At 66.1% G+C, this 26,589-nt stretch carries 28 protein-coding genes; 25 read left to right on the plus strand and 3 right to left on the minus strand.

The genetic code is table 11. The features are described 5' to 3' along the window. The first annotated feature begins 45 nt into the window (after window positions 1–45). The 9 genes from NMP03_RS04145 to NMP03_RS04185 all read left to right on the plus strand — a co-directional run bounded on the left by NMP03_RS04145 (window position 46) and on the right by NMP03_RS04185 (window position 8,851). Entirely contained in the window at window positions 46–771 is a 726-nt protein-coding gene (locus NMP03_RS04145) for an isoprenyl transferase (RefSeq protein WP_256507267.1), read from the plus strand. After that, on the plus strand, window positions 768–1,559 hold the full coding sequence (locus NMP03_RS04150; protein WP_256507268.1) for a phosphatidate cytidylyltransferase: 792 nt from the start codon (window positions 768–770) through the stop codon (window positions 1,557–1,559). The genes NMP03_RS04145 and NMP03_RS04150 overlap by 4 nt, the downstream gene beginning before the upstream one ends. Next, window positions 1,556–2,713: a 1-deoxy-D-xylulose-5-phosphate reductoisomerase gene (locus NMP03_RS04155; RefSeq protein WP_256507269.1), complete on the plus strand. Its 1,158-nt coding sequence runs from the start codon at window positions 1,556–1,558 to the stop codon at window positions 2,711–2,713. The genes NMP03_RS04150 and NMP03_RS04155 overlap by 4 nt, the downstream gene beginning before the upstream one ends. Beyond that, window positions 2,710–3,843 (plus strand): RIP metalloprotease RseP, encoded by a 1,134-nt coding sequence (gene rseP / locus NMP03_RS04160; RefSeq protein ID WP_256507270.1) that lies wholly within the window; start codon window positions 2,710–2,712, stop codon window positions 3,841–3,843. The genes NMP03_RS04155 and rseP overlap by 4 nt, the downstream gene beginning before the upstream one ends. Before the next feature lie 88 nt (window positions 3,844–3,931). Next, window positions 3,932–6,730, plus strand: a complete 2,799-nt coding sequence (gene bamA / locus NMP03_RS04165) for an outer membrane protein assembly factor BamA (protein WP_256508001.1) — start codon at window positions 3,932–3,934, stop codon at window positions 6,728–6,730. 35 nt (window positions 6,731–6,765) lie between these two features. Continuing rightward, entirely contained in the window at window positions 6,766–7,416 is a 651-nt protein-coding gene (locus tag NMP03_RS04170; RefSeq protein WP_256507271.1) for an OmpH family outer membrane protein, read from the plus strand. Further along, entirely contained in the window at window positions 7,413–7,895 is a 483-nt protein-coding gene (gene fabZ, locus NMP03_RS04175) for a 3-hydroxyacyl-ACP dehydratase FabZ (RefSeq protein WP_256507272.1), read from the plus strand. The genes NMP03_RS04170 and fabZ overlap by 4 nt, the downstream gene beginning before the upstream one ends. 99 nt (window positions 7,896–7,994) lie before the next feature. Further along, window positions 7,995–8,237 (plus strand): 50S ribosomal protein L31, encoded by a 243-nt coding sequence (rpmE, locus tag NMP03_RS04180; protein WP_256507273.1) that lies wholly within the window; start codon window positions 7,995–7,997, stop codon window positions 8,235–8,237. 161 nt (window positions 8,238–8,398) lie between these two features. After that, window positions 8,399–8,851, plus strand: a complete 453-nt coding sequence (locus NMP03_RS04185; RefSeq protein ID WP_256507274.1) for a hypothetical protein — start codon at window positions 8,399–8,401, stop codon at window positions 8,849–8,851. A 28-nt stretch (window positions 8,852–8,879) separates the two neighbouring features. Here NMP03_RS04185 and NMP03_RS04190 read toward each other — a convergent pair whose 3' ends face one another. Next, window positions 8,880–9,869 (minus strand): L,D-transpeptidase, encoded by a 990-nt coding sequence (locus NMP03_RS04190; protein ID WP_256507275.1) that lies wholly within the window; start codon window positions 9,867–9,869, stop codon window positions 8,880–8,882. 48 nt (window positions 9,870–9,917) lie between these two features. Beyond that, window positions 9,918–12,461 carry a cation-translocating P-type ATPase gene (locus NMP03_RS04195; RefSeq protein WP_256507276.1) on the minus strand — a complete coding sequence of 848 codons (2,544 nt, stop codon included), beginning with the start codon at window positions 12,459–12,461 and terminating at the stop codon, window positions 9,918–9,920. 144 nt (window positions 12,462–12,605) lie between these two features. Between NMP03_RS04195 and NMP03_RS04200 the strand changes: the two genes are divergently transcribed. The 16 genes from NMP03_RS04200 to NMP03_RS04270 all read left to right on the plus strand — a co-directional run bounded on the left by NMP03_RS04200 (window position 12,606) and on the right by NMP03_RS04270 (window position 26,221). Further along, complete coding sequence (locus NMP03_RS04200; protein WP_256507277.1) at window positions 12,606–13,541, plus strand: L-lactate dehydrogenase; 936 nt, start codon at window positions 12,606–12,608, stop codon at window positions 13,539–13,541. A gap of 98 nt (window positions 13,542–13,639) precedes the next feature. Next, on the plus strand, window positions 13,640–14,170 hold the full coding sequence (locus NMP03_RS04205; protein ID WP_256507278.1) for a GNAT family N-acetyltransferase: 531 nt from the start codon (window positions 13,640–13,642) through the stop codon (window positions 14,168–14,170). A 40-nt stretch (window positions 14,171–14,210) separates the two neighbouring features. Then, window positions 14,211–14,918, plus strand: a complete 708-nt coding sequence (locus NMP03_RS04210; protein WP_256508002.1) for an alternative oxidase — start codon at window positions 14,211–14,213, stop codon at window positions 14,916–14,918. 74 nt (window positions 14,919–14,992) lie between these two features. Continuing rightward, complete coding sequence (locus tag NMP03_RS04215; protein ID WP_256507279.1) at window positions 14,993–16,336, plus strand: tyrosine-type recombinase/integrase; 1,344 nt, start codon at window positions 14,993–14,995, stop codon at window positions 16,334–16,336. Between the two features lie 13 nt (window positions 16,337–16,349). Further along, entirely contained in the window at window positions 16,350–16,943 is a 594-nt protein-coding gene (locus NMP03_RS04220) for a hypothetical protein (RefSeq protein ID WP_256507280.1), read from the plus strand. Between the two features lie 106 nt (window positions 16,944–17,049). Beyond that, the gene (locus NMP03_RS04225) at window positions 17,050–17,214 is read left to right on the plus strand and encodes a helix-turn-helix domain-containing protein (RefSeq protein WP_256507281.1); all 165 of its coding nucleotides are present in this window, start codon (window positions 17,050–17,052) and stop codon (window positions 17,212–17,214) included. Window positions 17,215–17,360: 146 nt separating this feature from the next. Then, window positions 17,361–17,675 (plus strand): hypothetical protein, encoded by a 315-nt coding sequence (locus NMP03_RS04230; protein WP_256507282.1) that lies wholly within the window; start codon window positions 17,361–17,363, stop codon window positions 17,673–17,675. Further along, window positions 17,672–18,004, plus strand: coding sequence for a hypothetical protein (locus NMP03_RS04235; RefSeq protein WP_256507283.1), 333 nt, complete (start codon window positions 17,672–17,674; stop codon window positions 18,002–18,004). Before NMP03_RS04230 ends, NMP03_RS04235 begins: the two co-directional genes overlap by 4 nt. Further along, window positions 18,001–18,333, plus strand: a complete 333-nt coding sequence (locus NMP03_RS04240) for a hypothetical protein (RefSeq protein WP_256507284.1) — start codon at window positions 18,001–18,003, stop codon at window positions 18,331–18,333. The genes NMP03_RS04235 and NMP03_RS04240 overlap by 4 nt, the downstream gene beginning before the upstream one ends. Beyond that, a complete protein-coding gene (locus NMP03_RS04245; RefSeq protein WP_256507285.1) occupies window positions 18,330–19,631 on the plus strand; it encodes an AAA family ATPase in 1,302 nt (433 codons plus the stop codon). Before NMP03_RS04240 ends, NMP03_RS04245 begins: the two co-directional genes overlap by 4 nt. Before the next feature lie 189 nt (window positions 19,632–19,820). Continuing rightward, window positions 19,821–20,156 (plus strand): HGGxSTG domain-containing protein, encoded by a 336-nt coding sequence (locus tag NMP03_RS16195; protein WP_406698205.1) that lies wholly within the window; start codon window positions 19,821–19,823, stop codon window positions 20,154–20,156. Then, on the plus strand, window positions 20,153–20,521 hold the full coding sequence (locus NMP03_RS04250) for a helix-turn-helix domain-containing protein (RefSeq protein WP_256507286.1): 369 nt from the start codon (window positions 20,153–20,155) through the stop codon (window positions 20,519–20,521). Before NMP03_RS16195 ends, NMP03_RS04250 begins: the two co-directional genes overlap by 4 nt. 19 nt (window positions 20,522–20,540) lie before the next feature. After that, entirely contained in the window at window positions 20,541–21,182 is a 642-nt protein-coding gene (locus NMP03_RS04255) for a hypothetical protein (protein WP_256507287.1), read from the plus strand. A gap of 13 nt (window positions 21,183–21,195) precedes the next feature. Next, a complete protein-coding gene (locus NMP03_RS04260; protein ID WP_256507288.1) occupies window positions 21,196–21,708 on the plus strand; it encodes a hypothetical protein in 513 nt (170 codons plus the stop codon). Continuing rightward, window positions 21,708–23,765, plus strand: coding sequence for a hypothetical protein (locus NMP03_RS04265; protein ID WP_256507289.1), 2,058 nt, complete (start codon window positions 21,708–21,710; stop codon window positions 23,763–23,765). The genes NMP03_RS04260 and NMP03_RS04265 overlap by 1 nt, the downstream gene beginning before the upstream one ends. Then, the gene (locus tag NMP03_RS04270; RefSeq protein WP_256507290.1) at window positions 23,756–26,221 is read left to right on the plus strand and encodes a lysozyme family protein; all 2,466 of its coding nucleotides are present in this window, start codon (window positions 23,756–23,758) and stop codon (window positions 26,219–26,221) included. The genes NMP03_RS04265 and NMP03_RS04270 overlap by 10 nt, the downstream gene beginning before the upstream one ends. Here NMP03_RS04270 and NMP03_RS04275 read toward each other — a convergent pair. Then, a complete protein-coding gene (locus tag NMP03_RS04275; RefSeq protein ID WP_256507291.1) occupies window positions 26,218–26,583 on the minus strand; it encodes a hypothetical protein in 366 nt (121 codons plus the stop codon). The genes NMP03_RS04270 and NMP03_RS04275 overlap by 4 nt on opposite strands. Window positions 26,584–26,589: the final 6 nt, after the last annotated feature.

The raw sequence follows: 26,589 nt of genomic DNA on the forward strand, positions 1-26,589 counted from the left end.
GTGCTTCGACAGGCTCGGCACGAACGGCATTAGGGGGGGCGAATAATGGCAACGGCAGTCGAGCCCGCGCCGGCGGCGCGTCCGCGCCACGTCGCGATCATCATGGATGGCAATGGCCGCTGGGCGAAGGCCCGGCGCCTGCCGCGGATCGCCGGGCACAAGCAGGGGGTCGAGGCGGTCCGCCGCGTTACCCGCGCCGCGCGCGACCAGCAGATTGAAGTGCTGACGCTCTACGCCTTTTCTTCGGAAAACTGGCGCCGGCCAGAGGATGAAGTCCACGACCTGATGGGCTTGCTCCGCCACTTCCTGCGCGCCGAGCTCGACGACCTGGTGGCCGAGAATGTCCGGTTGCGCGTGATCGGCGACTATCAAGCGCTGTCGAACGACCTGGTGGCGCTGATCGAGGGGGCGATCGTACGTACCTCGACCAACACAGGTCCGCTGCTGGTGATCGCGCTGAACTACGGCGCGCAGGCAGAGATCGCCGCCGCCGCACGCCATCTGGCGGGCGCGGTACAGGCAGGCGAGATCGGCGTCGAGCATATCGACGAGCAGCGCTTCGCCGCCGCGCTCCAGAGCGGGGACTTGCCGCCGGTCGACCTGATGATCCGCACGTCGGGCGAACAACGGCTGTCGAACTTCCTGTTGTGGCAGGCGGCGTATGCCGAATTGCTGTTCGTCGAGACGCTGTGGCCCGACTTCGACGGCGACACGCTGGCACGCGCGATCGACGTCTTCGGGCAACGCCAGCGCCGCTTCGGTGGTCTGTGACGCTCGACGACGCCGCGCGGCGCAAGGCTGATTTTCGCCAACGGCTGCTGGTCGGCGGCGCGTTGCTGGCGGTGGCGGCAGTGGCGCTGGCGATCGGCGGACTGTTCTTCTGGCTGATCGTCGTGATCGGCGCGATGCTGACGATGTCCGAATGGTCGGATATGTTCAAGGCCGAGGCCAAGGCCAAAAGGACTGGGCAGTTCGCCCTGTCGGTGCCGCTGGCGCTGATGGCACCGATCGCGTCGGGTCCGAGCTTCTTTTCGCTGGGCGTGCTGGTGGGCACCGCGGTGTTCGTCGTCATCGCCACCCGGCGCGCCGAGCTGGCGCGTGGAATCCTGTATGTCGGGCTGCCGGCGCTGGCGATCTTGTACCTGCGGGGGCGCGACGACGGGCTGTTCCTATCGTTCTGGGCGATGGGGCTGGTATGGGCGGCCGATACCGGCGCGTTCTTCGTCGGGCGCTCGGTCGGCGGCCCCAAGCTTGCGCCGTCGATCAGCCCCAACAAGACATGGTCGGGCTTTGCCGGCGGGGTGCTGCTGGCGGCGGCGATGGGCGGGGTGATGATGGCCTATGGCCTGTCGCCATGGCTTGCCCTCGCGACCCCGGTGCTCGCGATGCTGTCGGCCGCCGGCGATTTGTATGAAAGCTGGTTGAAGCGGCAGGCGGGGATCAAGGATTCGGGGACCTTGCTCCCCGGCCATGGCGGGTTTCTCGATCGGCTCGACGGGCTGGTCCCGGTTGCGCCGGTCGCTGCGCTGCTCGTAGTGCTGACCGAATGGCTGGCATGAAACGTATAAGCATCCTCGGCGCAACGGGGTCGATCGGCACCTCGACACTCGATCTGGTCGAACGCGAGCCCGAGCGCTTCGAAGTCGTCGCGCTCACCGCCAATTGCGATGTCGATCGGCTCGCCGCGGCGGCGATCCGCACGCACGCCAAGCTGGCGGTGGTCGCCGACGCCGCCTGCCTGCCCGAACTTCGCGCGGCGCTAGCGGGCACCGGCACCGCGGTTGCCGGCGGCGCCCAAGCGATTTGCGATGCGGCGCGCGTCGATACCGACTGGACGATGAGTGCGATCGTCGGTTGCGCGGGGCTCGAGCCGACGATGGCGGCAATCGAGGGCGGCGGCGTGGTGGTGATCGCCAACAAGGAGCCGCTAGTCTCGGCGGGCGAGGTGATCCTGGCGGCTGCGGCTGCGGCGGGGACGACGCTGCTGCCCGCCGACAGCGAGCATAATGCGATCTTCCAGTGCTTCGACCGCGATCGCCCCGAGGGCGTGCGGCGGTTGATCCTCACCGCCAGCGGCGGGCCGTTCCGCGAATGGTCTACCGAGGCGATGCGCGGCGTGACGCGCGAGCAGGCGGTGGCGCATCCCAATTGGACGATGGGCGCCAAGATTTCGGTCGATTCGGCGACGCTGATGAACAAGGGGCTCGAGCTGATCGAGGCGGCGCGGTTGTTTCCGGTGCGCGGCGAGCAGATCGACATCATCGTCCACCCGCAATCGGTGATCCATTCGATGGTCGAATATGTCGACGGGTCGATCCTGGCGCAGCTGGGACCTAGCGACATGCGCGTGCCGATCGCGCATACGCTGGCCTGGCCCGCGCGGATGGCGACGCCGATGGCGCCGCTCGATTTCGTCGCGATGGCCCGGTTCGACTTCGAAGCGCCCGATCCGGTGCGCTTCCCTGCGCTGGCGCTGGCGCGGTCTGCGCTCGAGGCGGGCGGTGCGCGGCCGGCGATCCTCAATGCCGCCAACGAGATCGCGGTCGCGGCATTCCTGGCGCGCCGCATCGGCTTCCTCGAAATTGCCGCAATCGTCGCTGATACGCTTGCGAGCTATGACCCGCCGGCACCCGGCAATGTCGAAGAGGTGCTGGTGGTTGATGCCGAGGCGCGGCGAATTGCCGGTGCCCGTGTGAGGGATTGCGTCGCTTGATCGAAACCCCCGGCTTCCTGTTCACGCTGGTCGCGTTCATTCTGGTGCTAGGGCCGCTCGTGTTCGTCCACGAGATGGGGCATTATCTCGCCGGGCGCTGGTTCGGGGTGAAGGCCGAGGCCTTCTCGGTCGGCTTCGGGCGCGAGATTGCGGGCTTTACCGACAGGCGCGGCACGCGCTGGCAGTTCGGTTGGCTGCCGCTGGGCGGCTATGTCCGCTTCGCCGGCGACATGAACCCGGCCAGCCAGCCCGACCCCGAATGGCTCGCGTTGCCCGCCGCCGAGCGCGCGCAGACCTTCCAGGCAAAGCCGCTATGGCAGCGGGCGATCGTCGTCGCCGCGGGGCCGGCGATCAATTTCGCGCTGGCGATCCTGATCCTGGCGGGCTTTGCCTATGCCTATGGCCAGAGCAAGACGTTGCCGGTGATCGGCCTGGTCGCCGAGCAGAGCGCCGCGGCCAATGCCGGGTTGCAGGTTGGCGACCGGATCACCGCGATCGGCGGGCGCAGCGTCGAGACCTTCGACGATCTGGCTAGCTATGCGCGGATCCGCCCGCAGGAACGCGTCCGCGTCGATTATGTCCGCGGCGATGCGCCTGCGACCACCGACCTGCAGATCGGCGTCGTCCGCGAGCAGGACCGGTTCGGCAACCAGTTCGAGCTCGGGCGGATCGGCATCGGGCCGGTCGAGCCGGTGCGCGTTCCGGTCAGCCTGTTGCAGGCACCGCTCATCGGGATCGAACGGACCGGCGAGATCGTCGGCATGATGGTCGATACGATCGGCCAGATCATCACCGGGCGGCGCTCGATCGACGAACTTGGCGGGCCGCTGCGGATCGCACAGGTTTCGGGCCAGCAAATGTCGCTCGGCATGGTCGAGTATGTCGGGTTGATCGCGCTGATCTCGATTAATTTGGGGTTCATCAATCTATTGCCAGTGCCGATGCTCGATGGCGGGCATCTGCTATTCTATGCAATAGAGGCGGTGCGCAGGCGGCCGGTGAAGCCCGAAGTGTTTGAATGGGCGTTTCGTGGCGGATTGGTGGCGTTGCTTGCGCTGATGTTCTTCGTGACGGTCAATGATCTGGGCGCGTTCGGGGTCTGGCGCAGCCTGGCCGGCTTGATCGGTTGAGCCCGTTGGGGCAGGGGGCGTGGCGATGCCGGTACGCCCGGAACGATATTTTCCAGTATTTCGGGATGGAACGACGGTGACGGCGATCATGGGTAGCAAATATCGCGCACAGGCTGCGGCGGTGCTGTTGGCGGGAACGATGCTGGCGGGCGTCGCCGAAGCGCAGACCGCGCCTTCGACACCGGCGCCCGCGCCTACCCCGGGCCAGGCGGCACCCGCCCCGGCCCCGCAGGTAACGACGCAGGGTGCGCCGCAGACCGCGACTCCCACGACCGTGGTCGCGCAGCCTGCGCGGACGATCCGCTCGCTTCGCGTATTGGGGTCGCAGCGGATCGAGCCCGACACGGTGCTGTCGTACACCAAGCTTCGCGTCGGCGAGCCCTACACCAACGAGAGCGTCGATGCCGCGATCAAGGACCTGTACGCCAGCGACCTGATCGCCGAGGCGCAGATCGAGGGGGTCGAGAGCGGCGACCTGATTGTCCGCATCCGCGAGAACCCGGTGATCAACCGCGTCGTGCTCGAGGGCAATCGCCGGCTCAAGAGCGACAAGATCCTCCCCGAGATCAAGCTGGCGCCGCGCCAGATCTTCACCCGCACCGCGGTGCGCGCCGATGTCGGCCGGATCGTCGAGTTGTATCGCCGCCAGGGGCGCTTTGCCGCGGTGGTCGAGCCCAAGCAGGTTGTGCTCGACCAGAACCGCGTCGACGTGGTGTTCGAGATCGCTGAAGGGCCCAAGTCCAAGGTCCGCCAGATCAACATCCTGGGCAACGAGCAGTTCAGCGACAATGCGCTGCGCAAGGAAATGGCGACCAAGCAGGCGCGCTTCTTCCGCTTCTTCAGTTCGGCGACGAGCTACGACCAGGATCGGCTCGCCTACGACCAGCAGAAGCTGCGGCAATATTATCTGACCGAGGGCTATGCCGATTTCCGGGTGATCTCGGCGGTCGCCGAGCTGACCCCCGACAAGGAAGACTTCATCATCACCTATGTGGTGGAGGAGGGCCCGCGCTATAAGTTCGGCGACGTCACCGTCGACAGCGGCATCCGCGACTTCAACGGCGAGCAGCTCGCCAAGAGCCTGCAGATCAAAAAGGGCGAATGGTTCAACGCCAAGCTGGTCGAGGATTCGGTGACCTCGCTCAGCGAGGCGGCCGGGCTGTTCGGCTATGCCTTTGCCGATGTGCGGCCCGAATATCAGCGCGACGAAGAGACGCTGACGATGGGGCTGACCTTCAACATCGCCGAGAGCCAGCGGACCTATGTCGAGCGGATCGAGATCACCGGCAATACCCAGACGCAGGACGAGGTGATCCGCCGCGAGATGCGCATCGCCGAGGGCGATGCGTACAACTCGTTCCTGCGCAAGCGATCGCAGGACCGGATCAATTCGCTCGGCTATTTCCAGGACAAGTTCGAGATCGAGGAGCAGCCGGGATCGACCCCCGACCGCGTCATCCTGACCTCGAACGTCGAGGAACGCTCGACCGGCGAGCTCACGCTCTCGGCGGGTTTCTCGAGCCTCGAGCGCTTCATCCTGCAGGGCTCGATCCGCCAGCGTAATTTCCGCGGCAAGGGGCAGGATCTGCGGCTCCAGGTCAATTATTCGAGCTATTCGAAGTCGATCGAGGCGGGGTTCACCGAACCCTATCTCTTCGACAAGAACATCGCGCTTGGCGGCACCGTGTTCCGCCGCGATTTCAGCAACTTCAATTTCGTCGGCAACGAGCGCAACACCACCTACGCACAGGTATCGACGGGCTTCAACATCGTCGCCGGCATCCCGCTGACCGAATATTGGTCACTGTCGGGCCGCTACAATCTGCAGCAGGACGATGTGTCGCTCGACGAATCGACCTTCTTCACCAACGGCCAGTGCGATCCGCTGCGCGCCGGGCGATTCCTTTGCGAACAGCTCGGTAACCGGATCACGTCGTTGGTCGGCGCATCGGTGGTGTATGACAGCCTCAACAGCCGGCTTCGCCCGACCGCGGGCCAGCGGCTGCTGATCGGCGCCGATTTCGCAGGGCTCGGCGGCGATGTCCGCTATGTCCGCGCGCGCGTCGATGGCATCAAATATTTCAACATGGGCGGTGGGTTCATCCTGTCGACCGCGGCGCAGGGCGGCTACATCAAGGCGCTCGAGGACAGCCGTGGGCCCGGGATCGATCCGGTGCGGATCATCGACCGCTTCTACCTTGGCGAACCGCAGTTCCGCGGTTTCGACATCCGCGGCGTCGGTCCGCGCGTCCAGCGTATCCCGTTCACCACCGACGAGGACGGCAACACCATCCTGGTCACCGACCGCGACCAGATCGTCGACGACGCGATCGGCGGCAAGGGCTATTACCTCACCAAGGCCGAGGTCGAGATCCCCTTGGGCTCGGGCGCGCAGGAACTGGGGCTTCGGCCTTCGGTGTATGTGATGGCGGGTGCGTTGTTCAACGTCACGCGGCCTTTGCCGACGATCACCTTCACCCAGGCCACCGATTCGAGCGGTAATCCGCTGTTCAACGTCGATGGCTCGCCGAACCTGCTGCCCGCGACGACACCGATCCGAAACAGCGAAGGCGCGCCGCTGTTCATCAATACCTTCACGAGCAACGGCGTTCCCGGCCAGCGATCGACGACCTGTAGCACCGGCTATGCCGATACGGCTGGCGCCCCTTGCGTAGGCACCGAACAGAACAGCGCGGCGGTCAACACCACCACGCCGTTCCTCGAGCGCTTCGTCGGCGATTCGATCAAGCCGCGCATCACCGTGGGTATCGGCGTGAACTGGAACTCGCCCTTCGGTCCGCTCCGGATCGATCTGGCGAAGGACATCATTTCGATCGACGGCGACGATCCCAAGCTGTTGACCTTCAACGTCGGCGCCGGCTTCTGACCCCCATCATCATCTTTCGATCAAGGACCCGTATCATGACCATGTTCAAAACCCTGCTACTCGCCGCCGCGCCCGTCGCTATCGCCGCAATGCCCGTTCCGGCTGCCGCGCAGACCGGTGGGATCGCCGTCGCCAACCCCGAGGGCGCGGTCGCCCAGAGCAACGCTTGGCGCACCGCGCAGTCGCAGATCCAGACGACCTACAAGGCGCAGCTCGACCAGGCACAGGCCCGCCAGACCGCGCTGCAGAACGAACTGCGCCCGCTGGTGACTGCGTTCGAAACCGCGCGTGCGGCACCCAACGCCAACGAAGCGACGCTTCGCACCCAGGCGACGACGATCCAGCAGCGCGAGCAGGCGGCCAATGCCGAGCTGCAGCGGCTGACCGCACCGGCATCGCGCGCGCGCGCCTATGTCGTCGAGCAGATCAGCGCGCAGCTTCCTGCCGCGGTCAACGCCGCGGTCGCGCGCAAGAAGGTCACGCTGCTGCTGCGTCCCGACGCCGCGCTGTACACCCAGCCGTCGAACGACATCACCGCCGACGTGACGACCGAACTGAACCGCCTGGTTCCCAGCGTGACGATCACGCCGCCCGCCAATTGGCAGCCCGGCCAGCAGGGCCAGCCGGCGCCTGCCGCAGCGCCTGCCGCAGCCGCACCTGCTCCTGCCGCCCCCCGGGGCCGATGAGCGAGGCGGCTGAAGCCAAGGCCGCGATCGGCCCGCTCGATATCGGGCGGGTGATGGCGGCGCTTCCGCATCGCTATCCGATGCTGCTGGTCGACCGCGTCGAGGAATTGGTCCCCGACCGGTCGATCCGCGCGATCAAGGCGGTGACGATCAACGAAGGCTTTTTCCAAGGGCATTTCCCTGGGCGACCGATCATGCCGGGCGTGCTGATCGTCGAGGCGCTCGCGCAGGCCGCGGGCATCCTTGCGGTCGAAAGCCTGGGGCTCGCAGGATCGGGCAAGCTGGTCTATTTCATGGCGATCGAGGAAGCGAAGTTCCGCAAGCCCGTCGAGCCCGGCGTGCTGCTGACGCTCGAGGTCGAGTTCGTCCAGAAGCGGTCGAGCGTATGCAAGTTCGCCGGCCGCGCGATGCTGGGTGATCAGGTGGCGGCGACCGCCAACTTCACCGCGATGATCGCCGACCCGCCCAAGCCCGCCTGACGCACCGGGACTGAAGATTGCACCAACGGCGCGGCTCTGCTAGGGGCCGCGCCTTCGCTACTGGTCGGAAACCAGCGGCATGACCTCGGAGAATTCGACGTGAAGAAAGATACCCACCCCGACTACCACATGATCAAGGTCCAGATGACCGACGGCACCGTGTTCGAGACCCGCTCGACCTGGGGCAAGGAAGGCGACCTGATGCAGCTGGAAATCGATCCGCTGGCGCATCCGGCATGGACCGGTGGCAACCAGCGCCTGCTCGATGCGGGCGGCCAGGTGGCACGCTTCAACAAGCGTTTCGGTGGCGGGCTTTCGCTTCGCGCCAAGAAGGAAGCCTGACACCAGGCTGCGGCGTCAGGGCGCGCGGGCTCGGCGCGGAGGCAATGCCTTCGCCGCCGCTCGCGCGCCTTGCCGCTCGCGACACGAATCGCTTTCCACCCCGCGCCAAACCCGCCATGATCCGGCCATAATCGTGGTCGGAGGCTTGGATGGTGGCAGGCATGATCGCGGGAATGGCATTGGCGCTGCTGGCGTCACCTGCTCCCGAGGACGATCCGCAGCACAACAAGGCCGCGGTGCTGGCATCGGCAACGGCGTCGGGCGTCGCATCTTCGGTCGCGCTTGCGCCCGCCTCCGGTGATTTCGAACCTATCGAGCGGCAGCAGCTACGCGACGCGATCGCCGCGTTTCGCGTCACCGGTCGTGAGGCGAGAGTTGCCGAAACGCTGCGTATCGCATCGTCCGCCGATGGCGCGCTCGATCCGATGCCGGGCGACCGTATCCTCGACATCAGCAATCTCGACTATCGCCAGCAACGCCGCGGTGCCCCGAGCGCCGCAGTCGACGCGCGGATGTCGATGCGGCTCGATCCCGGCCAGCGATCCGATCCCGACTTCGCGATGGGGGGTATCGGCGGCGCGCTGATGCGGGTGACCAGCGCGCTGATCGACTGAGTCGGCTTGGGCACCCGCCCGTTCGGCGTCATTCGCTGCTGAGCACCGCCAGCGCTTCACCCGCGCTGCCCGATTGCAGCGTATCGGCGGTGACCACCACCGTGGTACCGGGGGCAAGGATTTTGACGAGCGCCTGCCGGAAGCGTTCGTCGAGGATGACCGGATCGCGATCGTCGCCTTCGGTGGGCGGCGCATCGGCCGCCCCGTCCCACGGCAGCGCGACGCGCGACCATTTCGGGGTGCCACCATCTGCCGCCGCCATCGTATAGGCGGTGGTCCTGTCGACCGGGCGCCGCAGTACGATCGGCGCCGACCCGATCGGCTTGCCGTTGCGCAGCACCAGCAGCCGTTGATCGGCTGCACTGACGACCACCGATACCGGCCCCGAGGCGGCGATCGAATCGAGCCATTGCCACTCGGGCGCGGTGGGCGCTGCGATCTCGGCGCCGCCGGCAGCGAAGAGATCGACCGCAGGGGCAACTCGCGGGACCGCGACGCGGTCGGTGATGATCACCGTCATTCCGCGCGTGGTGACCCCGTATAACAGCCGGGCGAAGGCTGTGGGCAGGCGGATGCAGCCATGCGATGCCGGATAGCCCGGTATCTTGCCCGCGTGGAGCGCGACTCCGCCCCAGGTGAGCCGCTGCATGAACGGCATCGGCGCGTCGTCGTACAGGTTCGACACGTGGTCGACCTCTTTTTGCAGGATTGTGAACACCCCCGTCGGCGTCGCGTTGGCCGGCGTACCAGTCGATGCGGTCGACACCCCGATGATGACGCCGTTGCGATAGACATAGGCGCGCTGCCGGGCGAGGCTAACGACGATCATCACCGGGCCGGCGGGCGACACCTGCGGGGTCCAGATATATTCGCCGGGCTTAAGTCGCGCGACCGCATCGGCGATGGTGAGCGGCGTGTCGGTTACCTGCAGCCCCGCCATCGCGGGCGCGGGCAACCCCATCGCAAGGAGCAGCGCGAGCGCGCCGCCTGTCATCAGGGGGAACCGAGCGATTGCCATTCGCGCACTCTATCGGTCGTGGTGCTGGGGCGAACCGCGGAACATTACCTAGCCGATGCGGGCACGCTGGTGCTCTAGGATCGCGCGATTTGCCGCGGGCTTGAGCAGTTCGAGGATCGCGAGCAGCACTACGCCAACCGCCAGCGCAACGCCGAGGTCGCTCGCGTGAAGCTGCTCGAAGCGGAGCAGCGTCTGCAGCGGCGCGACGAAGAGGATCAACAGCGTCACCGCCACCAGCGTCGCCAACACATAGCGCAGCGCCTTGTTCTGCTGGCCGAACATCGCGCGCAATGAGGTGCCGTAGGACCGGTTCACCAAGATCAGCGCAACCATCGAGGCGAGCAATGCGAAGAAGATGAGCGCGCGCACCTCTTGTTCGGGCATGCCGACGTGGCTTTCGATGACGAACAAGCCCGCTAGCAAGGCGAAGGCGATGCCGCCCTGGGTTACGCTCCACGCGATCATCGGGAGCGAGAAGAGCCGTTCGCTCGCGGGTCTCGGGGGTCGGCGCATGCTGTCCTCCTCGGCACGCTCGGCCTCAAACACGAGCGCGCAGACCGGATCGATCACCATTTCGAGCAACGCGATGTGGATCGGGCCGAACAGGATCGGCAGGCCAAGCGCCAGCGGGAGCAGGGCAAGGCCGGCGATCGGCACATGGATCGCGAAGATGAACGCCATCGCCTTGCGGATATTGTCGTAGATCCGGCGGCCCAGCCCGATCGCCGATACGACCGCGGCGAAATCGTCGTCGAGCAGCACGATCGCCGAGGCTTCGCGCGCGACATCGGTGCCGCGCTTGCCCATCGCGATGCCGATATGCGCCGATTTGAGCGACGGCGCATCGTTGACGCCGTCGCCGGTCATCGCGACGATTTCGCCCGCGGCCTTGAAGGCTTCGACGATGCGCAGCTTTTGTTCGGGCATGATCCGCGCGAACACCGCGATTGCAGGCAGCCGGCGGGCGAGGTCGGCATCGTCGATCGCGGCGAGTTGGGCGCCGGTGACGACCTCGCCGCGCGCGATCCCCGCCTGGGTGGCGATCGCGCGCGCGGTGGTGGCATAGTCGCCGGTGATCATGACCACGCGCAGCCCGGCGGCGCGGAAGGCCGACACCGCCTCGGCAATCCCCGGTCGAACGGGATCGGCGAGCCCGATCAGGCCGAGCAGCTCGAAAGCGAAGGCGTGGAGGTCCTCAGGTAGCGCGGTGTCGCTGGCGGTGGCCGATGCGACCGCCAGGACGCGAAGCCCGCGCGCGGCCATCATGTTGACCGCGGCGAGCAGCCTTTCGCGGGCTTCGTAGGGCAGGCGACAGAGATCGGCGATCGCCTCGGGTGCGCCCTTGGCGGCGACGGTCGCTGCGGCATCGCCCGATCGCCAGACATTGGCCATGGCGAACAGGTCGGGGCGAAGGCCGTAGCCATGGACGAGCACGGCGTCGCTGGGGGAGGGCGGCTGTACCGCGGCGATCGCGACTTCCATCGGGTCGACCGGGTGCGGCGCGCTCGCGAGCGTACCTGCCTTGAGCAGCGCCTCGAACGGTTCGCCCACCGCGATGTCGGCGAGCGGCGTCAGCGTCGAACCGTCGGGCAGCCAAAGCGTGGCGACCGCCATGCGGTTTTCCGTCAGCGTGCCGGTCTTGTCGGTGCACAGGATCGTCGCCGATCCCAGCGTCTCGATCGCCGCGGCGCGCCGGGTCAGCACGCCCGCCTGGCCGATGCGCCAGGCGCCCATCGCCAGGAAGATCGTCAGCACGACGGGGAACTCCTCGGGCAGCATCGCCATGCCGATCGCGATTCCCGCGAGCACGGCGTCGATCCAGCCGCCGCGGAGCAGCCCGTAGAGTAGGATCACCGCGCTCGCTACCAAAGCGCCGCCGATCGCGCATAGCCGGACGATGTGCGCGGTTTCGATGCGCAGCCGCGGCGCCTCGGTATCGAGGCTTGCGAGCGATTGGCCGATCCGACCGATCTCGGTAGCTGCGCCGGTCGCGGTGACCAGCGCAGACCCGCTGCCGCGCGTGACCATCGATCCCGAATAGATAAAGGGCTGGTCCTCACCGCCCGGGCGGTGATCCCCGGGCGCTGCCGATGCCAGCTTGCCCACCGCGACCGATTCGCCGGTGAGCAGCGATTCATCGACCTGCAGGTCGATCGCCGATTGCAGCAGCGCGTCGGCGGCGATCCGGTCGCCCGGTTCGAGCAGCAGCAGGTCGCCGCGCACGACTTCGCGGCCCGGAATCGCGCGCTGTTCGCCGTTCCGGACGACACGCGCGCTGGGCGCCGACAGGTCGCGAAGCGCTTCGAGCACATGCTCGGTCCGCGTTTCCTGCACGATCGTAACCACCACCGAGAAGGTTGCGAAGGCGAGCAGGATCAGTGCTTCGCCCAGGCTGCCGAGCAAGAGATAGGCGACGCCGCCCGCCAGGAGCAGCGCGAGCATCGGCTCCTTGAGCACGTCGCGGGCGATGCGCAGCACCGAACGATCGCCGGTGCGCGGCAGTTCGTTCGGCCCTTCGGCCAGCAGCCGTGCGGCAGCCTCGGCGGACGTGAGGCCGTGCATCTCGGCGGCGGTGTCTTTGGTGACAGGCATGGCGTTCCCGAGGCCTCCGCACGGATCGCGCGACCGCTCGGACCCTTAGGCATCCGGCGCGCCACCGATATGCGGGAAACCACTATGTCCGGATCGTGCGCCGGACCGGCGCGTTGAATGCGGCAACCACCGAAGGAACGAGCCTTGACCCATCGAATCGCGATCATCGGCGCGGGCCATGTCGGCGCGACCGCAGCCTATGCCCTCATGCTGCGTGCCCTCGTCCGCGAAATCGTCCTGATCGATGCGAATCAAGAACTGGCCGAGGCCGAAGCCGCCGACCTGGCCGACGCCGATGCCTTGGCACGCCCCGCGAGAATCTGGGCGGGTGATTATGCCGATGCCGCCAGCGCGGGGATCGCGGTGCTCACCGCGGGCGCGGCGACGCATGGCGATGAAAGCCGGTTGTCGGTCGCCTCGCGCAGCGCGGCGATCGTCGAGCAATGCGTGGCATCGTTGATGGATAACGGCTTCGACGGCATATTGCTGGTCGCAGCGAACCCCGTCGACCTGATGGCGCAGGTTGCGCTGCGCGCGTCGGGGCTGCCGCCCGAACGCGTGATCGGCACCGGCACGCTGCTCGATTCGGCGCGGCTGCGTCAGACGCTCGCCGAAAGGTTCGACGTTGCGCCTTCGGCCGTCGAGGGTTTCGTGCTCGGCGAGCATGGCGACAGCGAAGTCGCCGTCTTTTCGACAATCCGTGTCGGCGGCCTGCCATTGGATACCTTCGCCGCCGCCGAACCGCCGCTCGACCGCGCCGCAATCGCCACCGAGGTGCGCGAGGCCGGCTATCGTATCGCCACCGGCAAGGGATACACCTCGTTCGGCATCGCCACCGCCATCGTCCGCATCTGCGAAGCGGTGCTGCGCGACGAACGGTCGGTACTGCCCGTCTCCACGATGCCAGCGGACGATAGCGGGTTCGGCGGTACCTATATGAGCTTGCCGTGCCTGGTCGGGGCGGGCGGCATCGAACGCCAGGTCCTGCCCGAACTGACCGACGAAGAGCGGGACGCGCTCAAGCGGTCGTCGAAGGCGCTCGAGGACGCGATGGAGGGCATGAAGCGCGATTCAGCCTGACGGCACCATGCGGGGTTCTACGCATAGAGTGCCGGCCCGATGCGGTGCACTGGCCCCGGTGAAGCCGACACCGTTGTCGTGCAACCCCGGAGAATCGCATGACCCCGCACGGCAACGCAGACCTGGAGACCCGGACCGGGCACCGGTTCCTGGTGCGCACGGTGACCGATCGCGACGAGGCGGCGCTCGCCGAGTTCTTCACCCACGTCACGCCCGAGGACCTGCGGTTCCGCTTCCTGACCGGGCTGGCCGTCGTCGGACCCGACCGGCTGGCGGCGATGGTCCGCGTCGATCACTACCGGTCCGAAACCTTCCTCGCCTTCGCCGACGATGGCGTGACGGTGATCGCCGCGGCGATGCTCGCCTGCGATGCCGCCCTAGAGGTCGGCGAGGTCGCGATCAGCATTCGATCGGATTATAAGCAGCGCGGCATCAGCTGGGCGCTGCTCGCGCACGTCGCGCGCTATGCCGAAGCCCGCGGCGTCCAGACGCTCCAATCGATCGAGAGCTACGCCAACCACGCCGCGATCGATCTCGAACGCGAGATGGGCTTCACCGCGCGCGCCTATCCCAACGATTCCTCGCTGGTGCTGGTCGAGCGCAAGCTGCCGCTTTCCGCCGCGCTCTGACATTCCCCCGAAAGGCTCCCGCATGACCAACACCATCCTTATGCCCAGTCCCCAAGCCCTGCACGACGAGCGTGAGGCGCAACCCCAGATCCATCACATCCCCTCGGGCTTCTCGGATCACTTCGCGCTCGGCTTCACCAAACTGCTGCGGCTGACGGCCGACACCTTCTTCGCCAAGCGCTACGGCCATCGCGCGATCGTGCTCGAGACCGTCGCCGCGGTGCCCGGGATGGTCGGGGCGATGTTCACGCATCTGACGTGCCTGCGCTGGATGCGCGACGACGAAGGCTGGATCCGCACGCTGATGGAAGAGGCCGAGAACGAGCGGATGCACCTGATGACCTTCATCGAGATCGCCAAGCCGACCTGGTTCGAGCGGATGGTGATCCTGGGGGTGCAGGGGGTGTTCCTGGTCGGATTCTCGATCCTGTACCTGCTGTCGTCGCGTACCGCGCACCGCGTGGTCGGCTATTTCGAGGAGGAGGCGGTGATCAGCTACACCATGTACCTCAAGGAAATCGACGAAGGCCGCTCGGTCAACGTGCCAGCGCCCGCGATCGCCAAACATTATTGGCAGATGGCAGACGATGCGACGCTGCGCGACGTCGTACTGGTGGTGCGCGCCGACGAAGCGCATCACCGCGACGTCAACCACGGCTTCGCCAGCCAGCTGGCCGGCGGCACGATCGATGAAACCAAGATCGCGCCGTACCCGGCGCACGCCACCGACATCCGGGTGGCCGCCTGACCATCGCGCGGTGACGATCGAACCACGATCGGCGCCGCGGCTGGCGGAGAGGGTGTCCGCCGAATTAGCCTTCGTTGACCGTCGCCACCATCCGCGCGGCTCCGAAAAGCGGCGGAAATACGTGCGTGTTCTATTCGCGTTCTACCGTTGACGTTCGCCCACAGCCGGTTAAGAATGTGGTATCGGTTGTGGGAGCGGTTTGGATGCTGGCGGATAGGCTAACGGCGCTAAAGGTGAAGCATGCCAAGCCCGGTCGGCATGTAGATGGTAAAGGACTATGCCTGGTCGTCAAGCCAACTGGTGCGAAGGCTTGGGTGCTCCGGGTACAGGTGGATGGCAAACGTCGGGATATCGGGCTCGGCTCCACGTCGGTCATCACGCTCGCCGAAGCTCGTGAGAAGGCGGCGCAGGGGCGCAAGTGGGCGAAGGAAGGGCTAGACCCCGCCTACGAATGGAAGAAGCTGCGCGCGGTCATTCCCTCGTTTCGAAAGGCTGCCGAGGCCTATCACACGAAGCACCTGTCGAGCTGGAAGAACGCCAAGCACGCGGCCCAGTGGATCCAGACCCTTCGCGAGTATGCCTTCAACCGGATCGGCGACATGCGGATCGACACGATCGAGGCTGCGGACGTGATTGGGGTACTGATGCCAATCTGGCTAGAAAAGCCGGAGACCGCCATGCGGGTGCGCCAACGCGTCATCACTGTGCTGAACCATGCCCACGCTGAACGGTGGCGACCGGCTGAAGCGCCGACCAAGGCGATAGCCGGGGGCCTGCCGAAGCGGACCAAGACCAACAGCAAGCCACGGAAGCACTACGCGGCGATGCCGTACGTCAATGCCGCCATGTTCATGCGGAACCTGCGAGACGCGGAAATGTCGGTCGGGCGGCGGGCTTTGGAATTCACCATCCTCACTGCCGCCCGATCGGGCGAGACACGGGGCGCGACGTGGGGGGAAATCGACATGCTTCTAGGGACATGGTCAATTCCCGGCGAAAGGATGAAGGCCGGCCTGCCTCACACCGTCCCACTCAGCTCCCAGGCAGCGGCAGTCCTGCGTGAGATGGAGCAGCTTGTGCCTTCGAAGCCAACCGATCTGATCTTCCCCGGTCGCGGTGGCCCAATATCGGGCGCCACCATGACAAAGGCGCTGAAGGAGATGGGCGGCGGGGTGGCCACCGTCCACGGCATGCGGTCAACGTTTCGCGATTGGTGCGCCGAACGAATGAAGCATGTACCAGGCGAGGTGGCCGAAGTCGCTCTGGCTCATTTGCCCGAGAACAAGGTGGAGGCCGCCTACCGTCGCACCATGTACCTCGAGCAGCGAGCGGAACTAATGATGGCTTGGGGCGAGTTTCTGGACGGCGAGGGTGATCGCGATATCGCGCTCCTGAAGGGAGCTCAACGTGCTCGCTGACCGTGGAGGGCGTATGAAATACGTCACATCTAAAGCGGCGATCGAGTCGATGTTGGAAGCTGGCGTGCCTTTCGAAGAAGCGTCAGACGCGATCGTTCTTCGCGCGCAGGCGGCATCGCTGGAATATGATGCGAACCGTATCCTGATCTACGATGAAGACGGGGGCGGGCCCTGGTACAAGGAAGCGTCGGTGCCCAGCGAGTTCTGGATGAAGGGGCCATGGCCGCTGGCCGCTTGGAAGACTGGAGAATTCCGGTCGCTAACCAGCATCCGCGGGCGCGTATTGGTGGTGTCCGGCATGAAGTTCGAAGAGGATGGTATTGCGTCGTTGGCCGCCGAGCTTGGGCGTAGCGGGTCGTCGCTATCGGCCCCGTCAGTCGATCGAAAACGATCCCCGGGGCGTCCACCGAAGGCATCTTGGCCGGACTTCGCGGAAGAGCTTGCGATGTATTTTCACGAGTTCGGTCTTCCGGTTCAGACCACAGGTGAAATCGCGTCCGTGCATAATGCTATCGCAAATCGGCTAGCCCTACGTGGGATAGAGGGGCCTGATCCCCGACAAACCAACGATCTGATAAGGCGCACAATCGATCGAATGCGGTCCTAGCGAAATCAATTTCGCCGTATTTCGCGGTATTTCGCGGCGATAGTTGGGCCGCTAATTTCAATAACGCTCTTCGTCGCTGGCTTTCGCCGGTCGCCGGAGAGAAGAAATGGAACCAATCACCGTATCGGTCGAGGAAGCCAAGCGCGTCCTCGGCATCGGCACCACCAAGATTTACGAGCTGATGGCTGAAGGCCATCTGAAGCGGGTCAAGCTTGGCCGGCGCACGCTCATTCGAACCGACAGCATTCGCCAACTAGTCGAAGCGGCGTGACCGGTGTCCATTATTAGAAAGGGGTCGCCCCCCAAAAAGCGAAAAGGCCCCGCGGGGACTGAAACCGCAGGGCCGATCCGGTCGAGGGACCTTCCGGATACAACCCGCCAGCATCGGTTGCGTCAGTTCGCACAGGTCGGTGCCAAATGAGCGCCGAGATCATCCCCTTCGAGCTCCCGCCGGCCGCTGGTCGGTACGAGATCGTCGAGATCACTCGCGGCATTTCCAATGACCTGTACGTCGCATTGGCCGGTCCACGAGGCCCCAGCCATCGCGACCCTTGGCATTGCCTGAAAGTGTTCAGCGATGGTGCGGCAGCCGATGCGATCGAAATGGCGAATTCGGCTTCGTGGCGCCACGGACGTCTGCTGATCTGGGATCACGTAGGCATCATTGATCCAGATTTTGGACCGGGCAAATTTTGGCCGCGCGATAACTTTGACGGGGGACACGCGGCATGAGCGCGCATGTCTATCCGGCGACCGACTGGTTCCGCGCCCGTGCTGCGCGCGCTTCGACTGGCCGATCGCCGCGCTTGGCGGTGATCAGGTCGCTCGTCTTGCGGCAAACGATCGGTGGCCAATGGAGCGTCGCCCTGATGGAGCGCCGATACGGTGTCTGGAAGAAACCGGACTGGCTCTACGTCGGCGCAAGCCATGACGAGGCGAAGGCGGTCGTCTCTCAGGCGTGGTGCAAGCATCGGCTGCCCGTTGCCTATGTCCGTCCTGGCGAGCGCCATATGCGGCCCTTCCATATCAACCAGCTCGATTCGATCGGGGACGCGGCATGAACGCGCCCGCAAAGATCACGCTTGCTGACGTGTTCCCGGTAGCACCGGACGAGGACGCCTATCGCGCCTCGATCCGCACCCATCTGCCGAACATCGACGATATGGCGATCGGCACGCGCGTCGAGATCATGAAGCTACGCGACCAGGCGGCGGCAGGGTGCAATCGATGCCGACCGGACGCTTATCCCGTCCTTGCCGAAGCCGCGCGCATCGGAACGCTGGCGGCACTGTCGGGGCATTCGACACACGCGCTGTTGCACATCCGCATGGCGATTTGGCTGATGGTCGAAGCCGCCCGCAACCTCGAGCGTGGAAAGGTGGAGCTATGAGGGCCGCCGCAAAGTTCGCGACCGAACCCGACGACTATCGCTTGCTGCCGATAGAACGCTTCTCGGACATACAACCCCAGCTCAGCGGGTTGTGGTTGGTGAAGCGACTGCTGCCTGCGTCTGGCCTGGCGTTGTTCTACGGGCATCCCGGCAGCGGAAAGACCTTCTTCGTGCTCGACGGGGCGCTGCACATCGCGCTCGGCTGGGATTGGCTGGGGCGCAAGGTTCGGCAGGGGCTGGTGATTTATGTTGGTGCCGAGGGCGTCAGCGGCTTGCGCAATCGCATCGTTGCCTTCCGCCGGCACCACGAAGTTGAAGGCGATATTCCCTTCAGCCTGATCCCTTGCCCGATCGACCTGCAGGCCCCTGACGCCGACGTGAAGGCCCTTGCCGCAACGGTGCGCGCGGAAGCGGCGGCGTTCGATGCTGAGCCGGTTCTGATCGTCATCGACACGCTGTCGAAGACCTTCGGCGCGGGCAAGGAGAACACCGACGACATGGCCACCTACGTCAGCAACTGCCAGCGGCTGTCGGCTGAATTCTCGTGCTGCGTGGTTCCGGTGCATCACCGCCCCAAGGATGCCGAAAGCACCGAGCCGCGAGGCCACAGCAGCTTGAAGGGCGGCGTCGACACCGTCGTGCTCATCGAGGCTGGCGCGACGAAGCGGGCCGAAGTGACCAAGCAGAAGGACGGCGAGCTTGGCGAGCGAATGCTGTTCAACCTGCGCGTCGTCGAGCTTGGTGAGGATGAGGACGGCGAAACGGTAACGTCTTGCGTAGTTGAACCCACCGAGATCGACACCAACCGCGTCCGCGATCCATTCGCCATGGCCGTTGGCAAGCTCAGCGCCGGCAACCGCCTCGTTTACGAGCAACTAGGCGAGCTCCTCGAGACCGAGGGAACGCAGATCCCGACCGCCATTCCCGAGGGGGCAATCGACCGCGGACGGGTCGGCAAGGTCGCGTCGCTCGATGCGTGGCGGGACAAGTCGATTTCCGCTGCCGGGACAGGGGCGGGACATAACCGGGACACGGGAAAGCGTGCCTTCAATCGCGCCCTCCCAGCGCTGAGAAACGCCGGAGTTGTGCGGGTTTGGGAGGAATGGGCGTGGATCACGCACCACCTTGCCGGGACAGTGCCGGGACAACCGGCGGGACGGGACCGGGACACCGGGACAGGCGGGACAACTCCCTTTAGGGAGTGTCCCGTTGTCCCGCCCGTCCCAACCGCCAAGTCGGCGCTCATCTTCGCCCCCGGCGAAACAGGCGACGAACCCGTGCCAGGATGGGAGGATTAGATGGAAGTGGGAGCAATACGCGCCCGCGCACGCGCGTACGCGAGGTCACCGCAGGAATCGACGCCCGATCGCCGGAAGCGATATCGCCAACACCACGAGGCGAGCGCCGAACGGAACGCGCGCTGGTGGGACGCAGGCTGTCCCTATCCGCCCCCTCCGCATAGGCCCCTTCCGGCCGATCTGGTAGGGATGCAGTGTGGTGCCAAGACGCGCCGGGGCAACGCGTGCCTGCTCACCTCGATCTATCTCAACGGGCGCTGCAAGTTCCACGGCGGCATGTCGAAGGGCCCGAAGACCGAGGCCGGGAAAGCCGCGGCGAAGGCGAACTTTGCAAAGAGGTGGGCATCCGAACCCCATGAGAACCCCGCAAAACCTGATATCCGGCCCGGAAAGTGCAGCGTTTCGGTCGGGGGGCGATCCGAACCCCATGAAAGGGTGGGAAATGTTGAGGTTGGATCGCCACCCGCACCCGCATTTCGGGAGCTTTCCATGCGCGCGCGCGAGGCAAAGGGCGGGAATTCATGATCGCGCACCAGACAGCGGAGGCACTGGCGCTTCACACCGGCACGCACCCAGCCCTTTGCCGCGCGATCTTCGCGGTCGCTCAGGGCGATTCCGAAGTCGTCGCGCTGATGCGTTCCCCAGCATTGGACGAAGAGACGGTACGGTTGCGCATGATGGCGATCTACATCGCTGCGACTGAGTTCGCCTTTTCCTATCCCGCCATCGCCCGCGCGATCGGGCGCGACCATTCATCGGTCGCCCGTGCGCAGCGGGCGGCGCGCGCTCAATGGAACACCGACCCGCAATTCCGGTCGGACGCGCGTCGAGCGTTTGAGCATGTGCGTCTCGCAGCCCACCAGCGACAATCGCGGCTAGCCTTGACCTAGATTGGTTGAGGGGTCGAACATGAACGCACTGACGGAACTGAACACGCGGCTGCAGATCGCGCGCGGCGCGCTCGGGGGCGCAAAGTCCCGGCTAAACAAGCAGGTGCTCGCCGACCTCGAAGGCCGCGGCGATGGCGAAGCGCTCAGGCGTGCGCGGCATGACGTCGACGAAGCCGAGACCACGATACAGGAGCTGGAGCAGGCACGGGAGCCGGCAACCAAGCTCGTTTTGGAGGCGCAGGAAGCGGCCAAGCTGGCCCGTCGCGCCGGTGCCGCGCAGGCTGTCGCTAAGGCGCTGTCGGTACGCCAGGCGGCGGCTGAACAGATCGATCAGGCATTCGCGTCCATCAAGCAGGGGATCGAGACGATTGCCCGGTCCGATATCGAGATCGCCGAAGCCGCCTACGAGCACCTCGCGCACCCCGACGCGTTCCGACAGCAGGAGCGCCGGGAGAACCTGACCCGGCAGCTCGGGCGGGAACACCACGTCCGATGGATGCTGGGTGCCGTCTACGAGAGCGGCATCCGCGACGCCACGCTTGCCAATTACGCGACCAGCGCACGCGGGGTGAAGCTTGGCGATATCGTCGATCATGCGGGTCTCCGCCGCTTCCTGAGCGAAGCGCTGCCCGAACTGAAGGACCTCAGCGATGTGTCTTGATCCGGTAACAGGCATGATGGCCGCGTCGGCGGTGATGACCTCTGTATCCGGCACGGTGGCGACCGTAGGGAATGTCCAGCAGGCCCGGTATCGCGCTGCCGTTGCCGATCGCAACGCGGCGCTCGAGCAGGAGTCCGCCCGCGATGCCCTGGCGCGCGGACGCACCGAGGAGGAACGGTCGCAGCGTCAGACCGCATCGACGATGGGGGCACAACGGGCCGCCATGGCCGCAAACGGCATCGACTTGACGTTCGGATCGGCTGCCAGCTTCGTGGCCGATACGGCGCGCGTCGGACAGCAGGACGCCGCCACGATCCGCGAAAACGCAACGCGCGAGGCGCGCGGCATGGAACGGGAGGCGGCGAACTATCGGGGTGAAGCGTCAGCGCAACGCAGCGCCGCCACCGGCGCCGCGATCAGTGGAGCCTTCGGGGTGGCTTCGTCGGCCCTGGGTAGTGCGCAGCAGTTCAAGCGGATGGGCCGGGCTCGCAACCCCTACGGCGTGTCTGCCGGGGGGATTTACTGATGGTCGTCGTCGTCGGCTCACAAGGCAACCGCGTCGCGCTGGATCCGGTAGCGCGGCAGCGCCTTCGCCCCACTGACACAACCGGCCTGGCGGCTGGCATCGCCAAGGGGCTGGGAGAGCTTTCCGGGCAAGTGATGGACGCCGCGGAGCTTCGTGCCCAGATCGAGGCCGAGCAGGACGACCGCGAGGCGAAACAGGCGCTGATCAACTGGGATGCCGAGGCGTCGACGCTCGTTTACGATCCGAACGAAGGTGCCATGTTCAGGGGCGGCAAGGCCGCGCTGGACGCCTACACGCCGACCACGCAGGCGCTCAGGACCAAGGCCCGCGAAGCCGAAGATGGGCTGACCGCGCCTCGCGCAAAGGCCTTGTTCAAGGAACGAGTGACCCCGCAAATCCTGCAATTCGATAGCGCCTTGGCCCGCCACACGGCGGTCGAGCGGTCGAAGTTCGATAATGCCCAGACCGAGGCGCTCGTGTCGTCGGCCAAGATGAACGGCGGTGCCGCATGGCAGGACCCCGATCTGGTCGAGCAATATGTGCTGCAGGCGCGGGACTATCTCGGGGACATGGCCCGCCGTCCGATGAATGGTTGGTCGGAGGAGCAGTTACAGCAAGAGCGGTTGCGCGCGGAATCGGATATCCGCACCGACGTCGCCACGCGGATGATCGACGCCAGTGTCGAAGACGCCGAAGCTTGGTATCGCCAGCACGAAGGCGGCTTCACGCCAGACCAAGGCCGACAGGTCAGCGATCGTATCCGGGTGCAGCGGGCACGGAACGAAGCGGAAGCCCGTCGTCAACAGGCCGAAGTCGAGGCCCAGGCTGCACAGCAGCGGCGCGAACAGCGCGAGCAGCTCGATACCTTGCGGGTCAACCTCGATGCCGGCGCGGGTGGTGCTGCCGACTGGGAGGCGCTGGCCATCGGCTATGAAGCGCTGGACGATAGCTCGTCGGCGGCTTCTGCCCGCCTAAGGGCGGGCGAAACGCGTGTCACCGAGCAATATCGGGGCGCGTCGCTGTCGGATATCGACGGTCGAATCAACGAACTGACGGCACAGACGGCAGGCAAGGGGCTGGTGCCCGATCAGGCAGCCGAATTGAACGGGCTGCGCAAAGTGCGTGACCAGACCAAGGCGCGGCTGGACGCACCGGGCGGCTTGATGGCGCAACTGCAGTTGGCCACCGGTCAGCAGCTCGCGCCCCTGAGCGATGACGCGTCGTTCCAGCGCCGGGCGAATACCGCGCTGGCCGCTGCCCGGCGGTATGGCAGCCCCTCGATCGAGCCACTGACCGAGGCTGAACTGCCCCAGTTGCGCGCCCTTGTCGCCGGCAACTCCGCTGAACGGACGAAGGCACTCGAGGAGATCGCCCGCTTTCGCGATCCGCGCGCCATTCGTGGTGCAGCCAAGCAGGTGGCGGGCGCGGACGATGGCGCGTTCCGGATCGCATCGACGCTGATGCTTCAGCCCGGCGGCAGCATGAATGCTCGCGACGTGTTGCGGGGCGCTGATGCCCAGCGCACGAACCCGGACGCGTTCAGGGCACAGGAAGCCCGGTTGCTGTTCAATCAGTATGCGGGGCCGGCGCTGGCGGGGATGCCTGACTATGCCGGGGACGTGTTCGACGCGGCCAAGTCGCTGTATTTCGCACGCACGACGCGGGCCGGGGGCACCGCCTGGAGCGCCGATGCTTTCCGCACCGCGGTTGCGACGGTGACCGGGCAGTATCGCAATGGGCAGGGACAGGTGATCGGCGGCTTTACCCGCGTGCAGGGCGTGCCGGTCTCGCTGCCTTCCGGCTGGACCCATGACGGCCTGATGCGTCGTATCGCGCGCGGCGAGCGTGACGACCTGATCGGCGCTTCGATCAACGGAAGCCCGGTCTGGCCCGATGGCACGAACGTATCGCTAGGGCAGATACGGCAGCTCATCCCGGTTCGGCTTGGCGAGACCGTCTATGGGTTCCGCGACAAGTCTGGCGCCGGGCTGGTGCAGTCCAAGAACGTGCGCGGGCAGCCCTACACAATCGACGTTACGAGGCTGCCATGGAAATGAGCCAGGACCGCCGGCCGCGCGATCCGCTGTCGTTCTACGAGGTCGATCTGGAAGCGCAGCCCCGCGCTCAGCCCGAGGCCATGCCGCGTTCGTCGTGGTCCGAGACCTTCACGTCGTCGTTTCGGGTGGTGCAGGACGATTGGCCATCTCAGTCCGAACAGGAGGTGGTCAACGACTATGGCCCGCTGGTCGAAGCCCTGCAGGCAGAGACCGGGCGGTCGATGAATTCCTATGTGAGCACCGGGCGCGGCGGCGGCAGTGTGTACGAGCAGCGGGTGTTCGAGGATCTGGCGGCGGTACGGGCTCGCAAGCCGGACTTCATGAAGGGCACGCCTACCACCGTCGACGAATTCAGGGCGGCAACGCTCAAGCGGGTGCAGGAACGCCGCGCCGCCGATCAAAGGACTGTCGAGCGCGGGGGCACGGTCGCATGGGGTGCCGGGTCACTCGCTGCCGGCGTGCTCGATCCGTTCAACCTGCTGACCGCGCCCATCGGTGGCGGGGGCGGCACCACTATCGCGCGCCGGATCCTCAACCAGGCAGTGATCGGCGCGACCACCGAAGCCGTCGAGCAGCCCTTGATCGCCAACGAGCGTGCCAAGCGGGGCGAAACGCTGACCGGGACCGAAGCCGCAGCCAACATCGGCACCGCAGGCGTAGGCGCGGGCGTGCTGCAAGGCGGCGGCGAACTGGTGGTGCGCGGTGCAAGCCGGCTGGCGGGTCCGGTCGCGGACCTGATCGAGAGCTTCAAGGCGCGCGTAGGCCTCGACAGCGCGACCCCAGCCGAACGGGCGGCGGTTGGCGAGCTCGAACGCGAAGTCGAGATCGCGGCGACAAGCCCATTCAACCCCGGGCGGGATAGCGAACGCCATGCCGCTCGCCTGAACGCTGCCGAGCGCGCGTTGGATAACCCCGCCAGCATACCACCGACCGCGCCGCCCCCGCCGGTTTCACGCGATGCCTATTACCGGCGGCTGCGCGGCGCCGAGAGCGGTGGGAACGATGCGGCTCGAAACACGCGATCGACCGCGACCGGGCGCTATCAGTTCCTTGATAGCACCTGGCTGACCTACCATAAGCGCGTCGTCGGCGGCACGATGTCCGATGCCCAGCGCTTGGCGCAACGGTCCGATGGCGGCTTGCAGGATCGCCTCATGCAGGTGCTGACCAACGACAACGCAGCATCGCTGGCACGGGTTGGAGCGCGCGAGACCGGCGGCAATCTGTACCTGATGCACGTCTTCGGACAGGGCGGTGGCCAGGCCATCCTTCGCGCGGGCCGTGACGCACCGATCGAGGCCATCGTCGGACGCAAGGTGGTGGAGGCCAATCCGTTCCTGCGCGGTCGCACGGTGGGCGATACGATCGAATGGGCGCACTCGCGCATGGGGGAGGCGCCGGACACTGCGCCGACCCTGCGACGCGACCAGTTCGACGCCGACGAAGAATGGGCCACCGCTCAGCGGGCCGTGGATGCCGAAGAAGCGGCGCTCGCCCGTGCCGATGCGGATATCGAAGATGTGGTGCAGACCGCCGAGCGACGCTGGACCGCAATCGCCGACGATCCGGCACCGCAGGCCGTGGATATCGGGGGCACCGATTCGGCTCGCCTCTATCGTTCGGCGGGGGATGATACCCGTGCTTTCGAGACCGAAGCCGAGGCAATAGCCATTGCGGGCGGCGGCGATGTTGTCCCGGTCGACGTGCCGCGGGCGATCCTGGACGATATTGCTCCTGTCGCGCCTGACGCCGCCGGCGCGCGGGTGCGATCGATCGATCCTGCTGCCGCTGATGCGTGGCGGGCACCGCGAGAGCGAACGGCACCGGCCGCTCGGCCGGAACCTGACCTTCTGCAAGGCCAAGCCACTGTCATCCGAGCTGGTGACCTGATTAGAGACGCATCCTCTATTCAGCGGGCGTATGTCATATCGCCTGATGGCAAGATCTACTTGCTCAATGACGGCGTATCGCACGACGCGTTTGCGGCGGAGGCTGGTGCTACAGACCTGTCTGGCTTTGCGGCGATAACGACATTTGGCGGCGAATTAGCTCTGCGGCGATCCGCGCGCCCATCGGCACAGCAGAACCGGATTATTGCTCGGTTGTCGGCGACCGCGGCGAGGGAGGGTAGAGACGTCACGGAGGGCGGACTGACGGGCAACGTGGGTGTAGCGTTCCCGCCACGAGGCGACGCTCCTGTCGCCCTGGCCGGAAGGGATAGCGCACCACCATCGCGCGAGACGCTGGCGCGCTACGATGACCCGTTCGACAGTGCCACGCCTCGATCGCTCGACGAGACGATAGAGCACGATGTGCGAATGATTGCGGTCGAAGCTCCGGACACGCCGGTACGGTTGAGCGACGAAGGCGAAGTAGCCCGGCTGGCTGACGTGCTGCAGGATCTGGATGACGACGCTGCCGCTATTCTGGCAGCGCGCGCCTGCATGGTCCCCTAACGGGCCGACATTGGCAGGGTAGCAGGGGGTGGTGCGCGGCGGGCGGCGATCGCCGCGCCAATGAGCCGCATGACAGCCGACACGGCGAGAACAGCGACCGCAGGCCACACTCCGAAGGCGTAGATCAGCACGGGCAGGCCAAAGACCAGACCAAGCGCCGCGTGCTCCATCTCCATCCGGTTGACGAACAGGAACCAAAGGGCGGCGAGACCGCCAAGCACCGGCACCAGCGCAATCGCCAGTGCAGTCCAAGCGCCTGTGCTTCCTCCCGCAATAAGGGCCACCGCCAGGCCTATGATGGGCCACAATGCGATGACAGCGACGGTGATGATGGTCCGGCGATCCCGCTGATTCCAATTCATGCTTCG

Origin of the sequence: Sphingomonas qomolangmaensis (genome assembly GCF_024496245.1) — a bacterium.
In the GTDB taxonomy this organism is placed as follows: domain Bacteria; phylum Pseudomonadota; class Alphaproteobacteria; order Sphingomonadales; family Sphingomonadaceae; genus Sphingomonas; species Sphingomonas qomolangmaensis.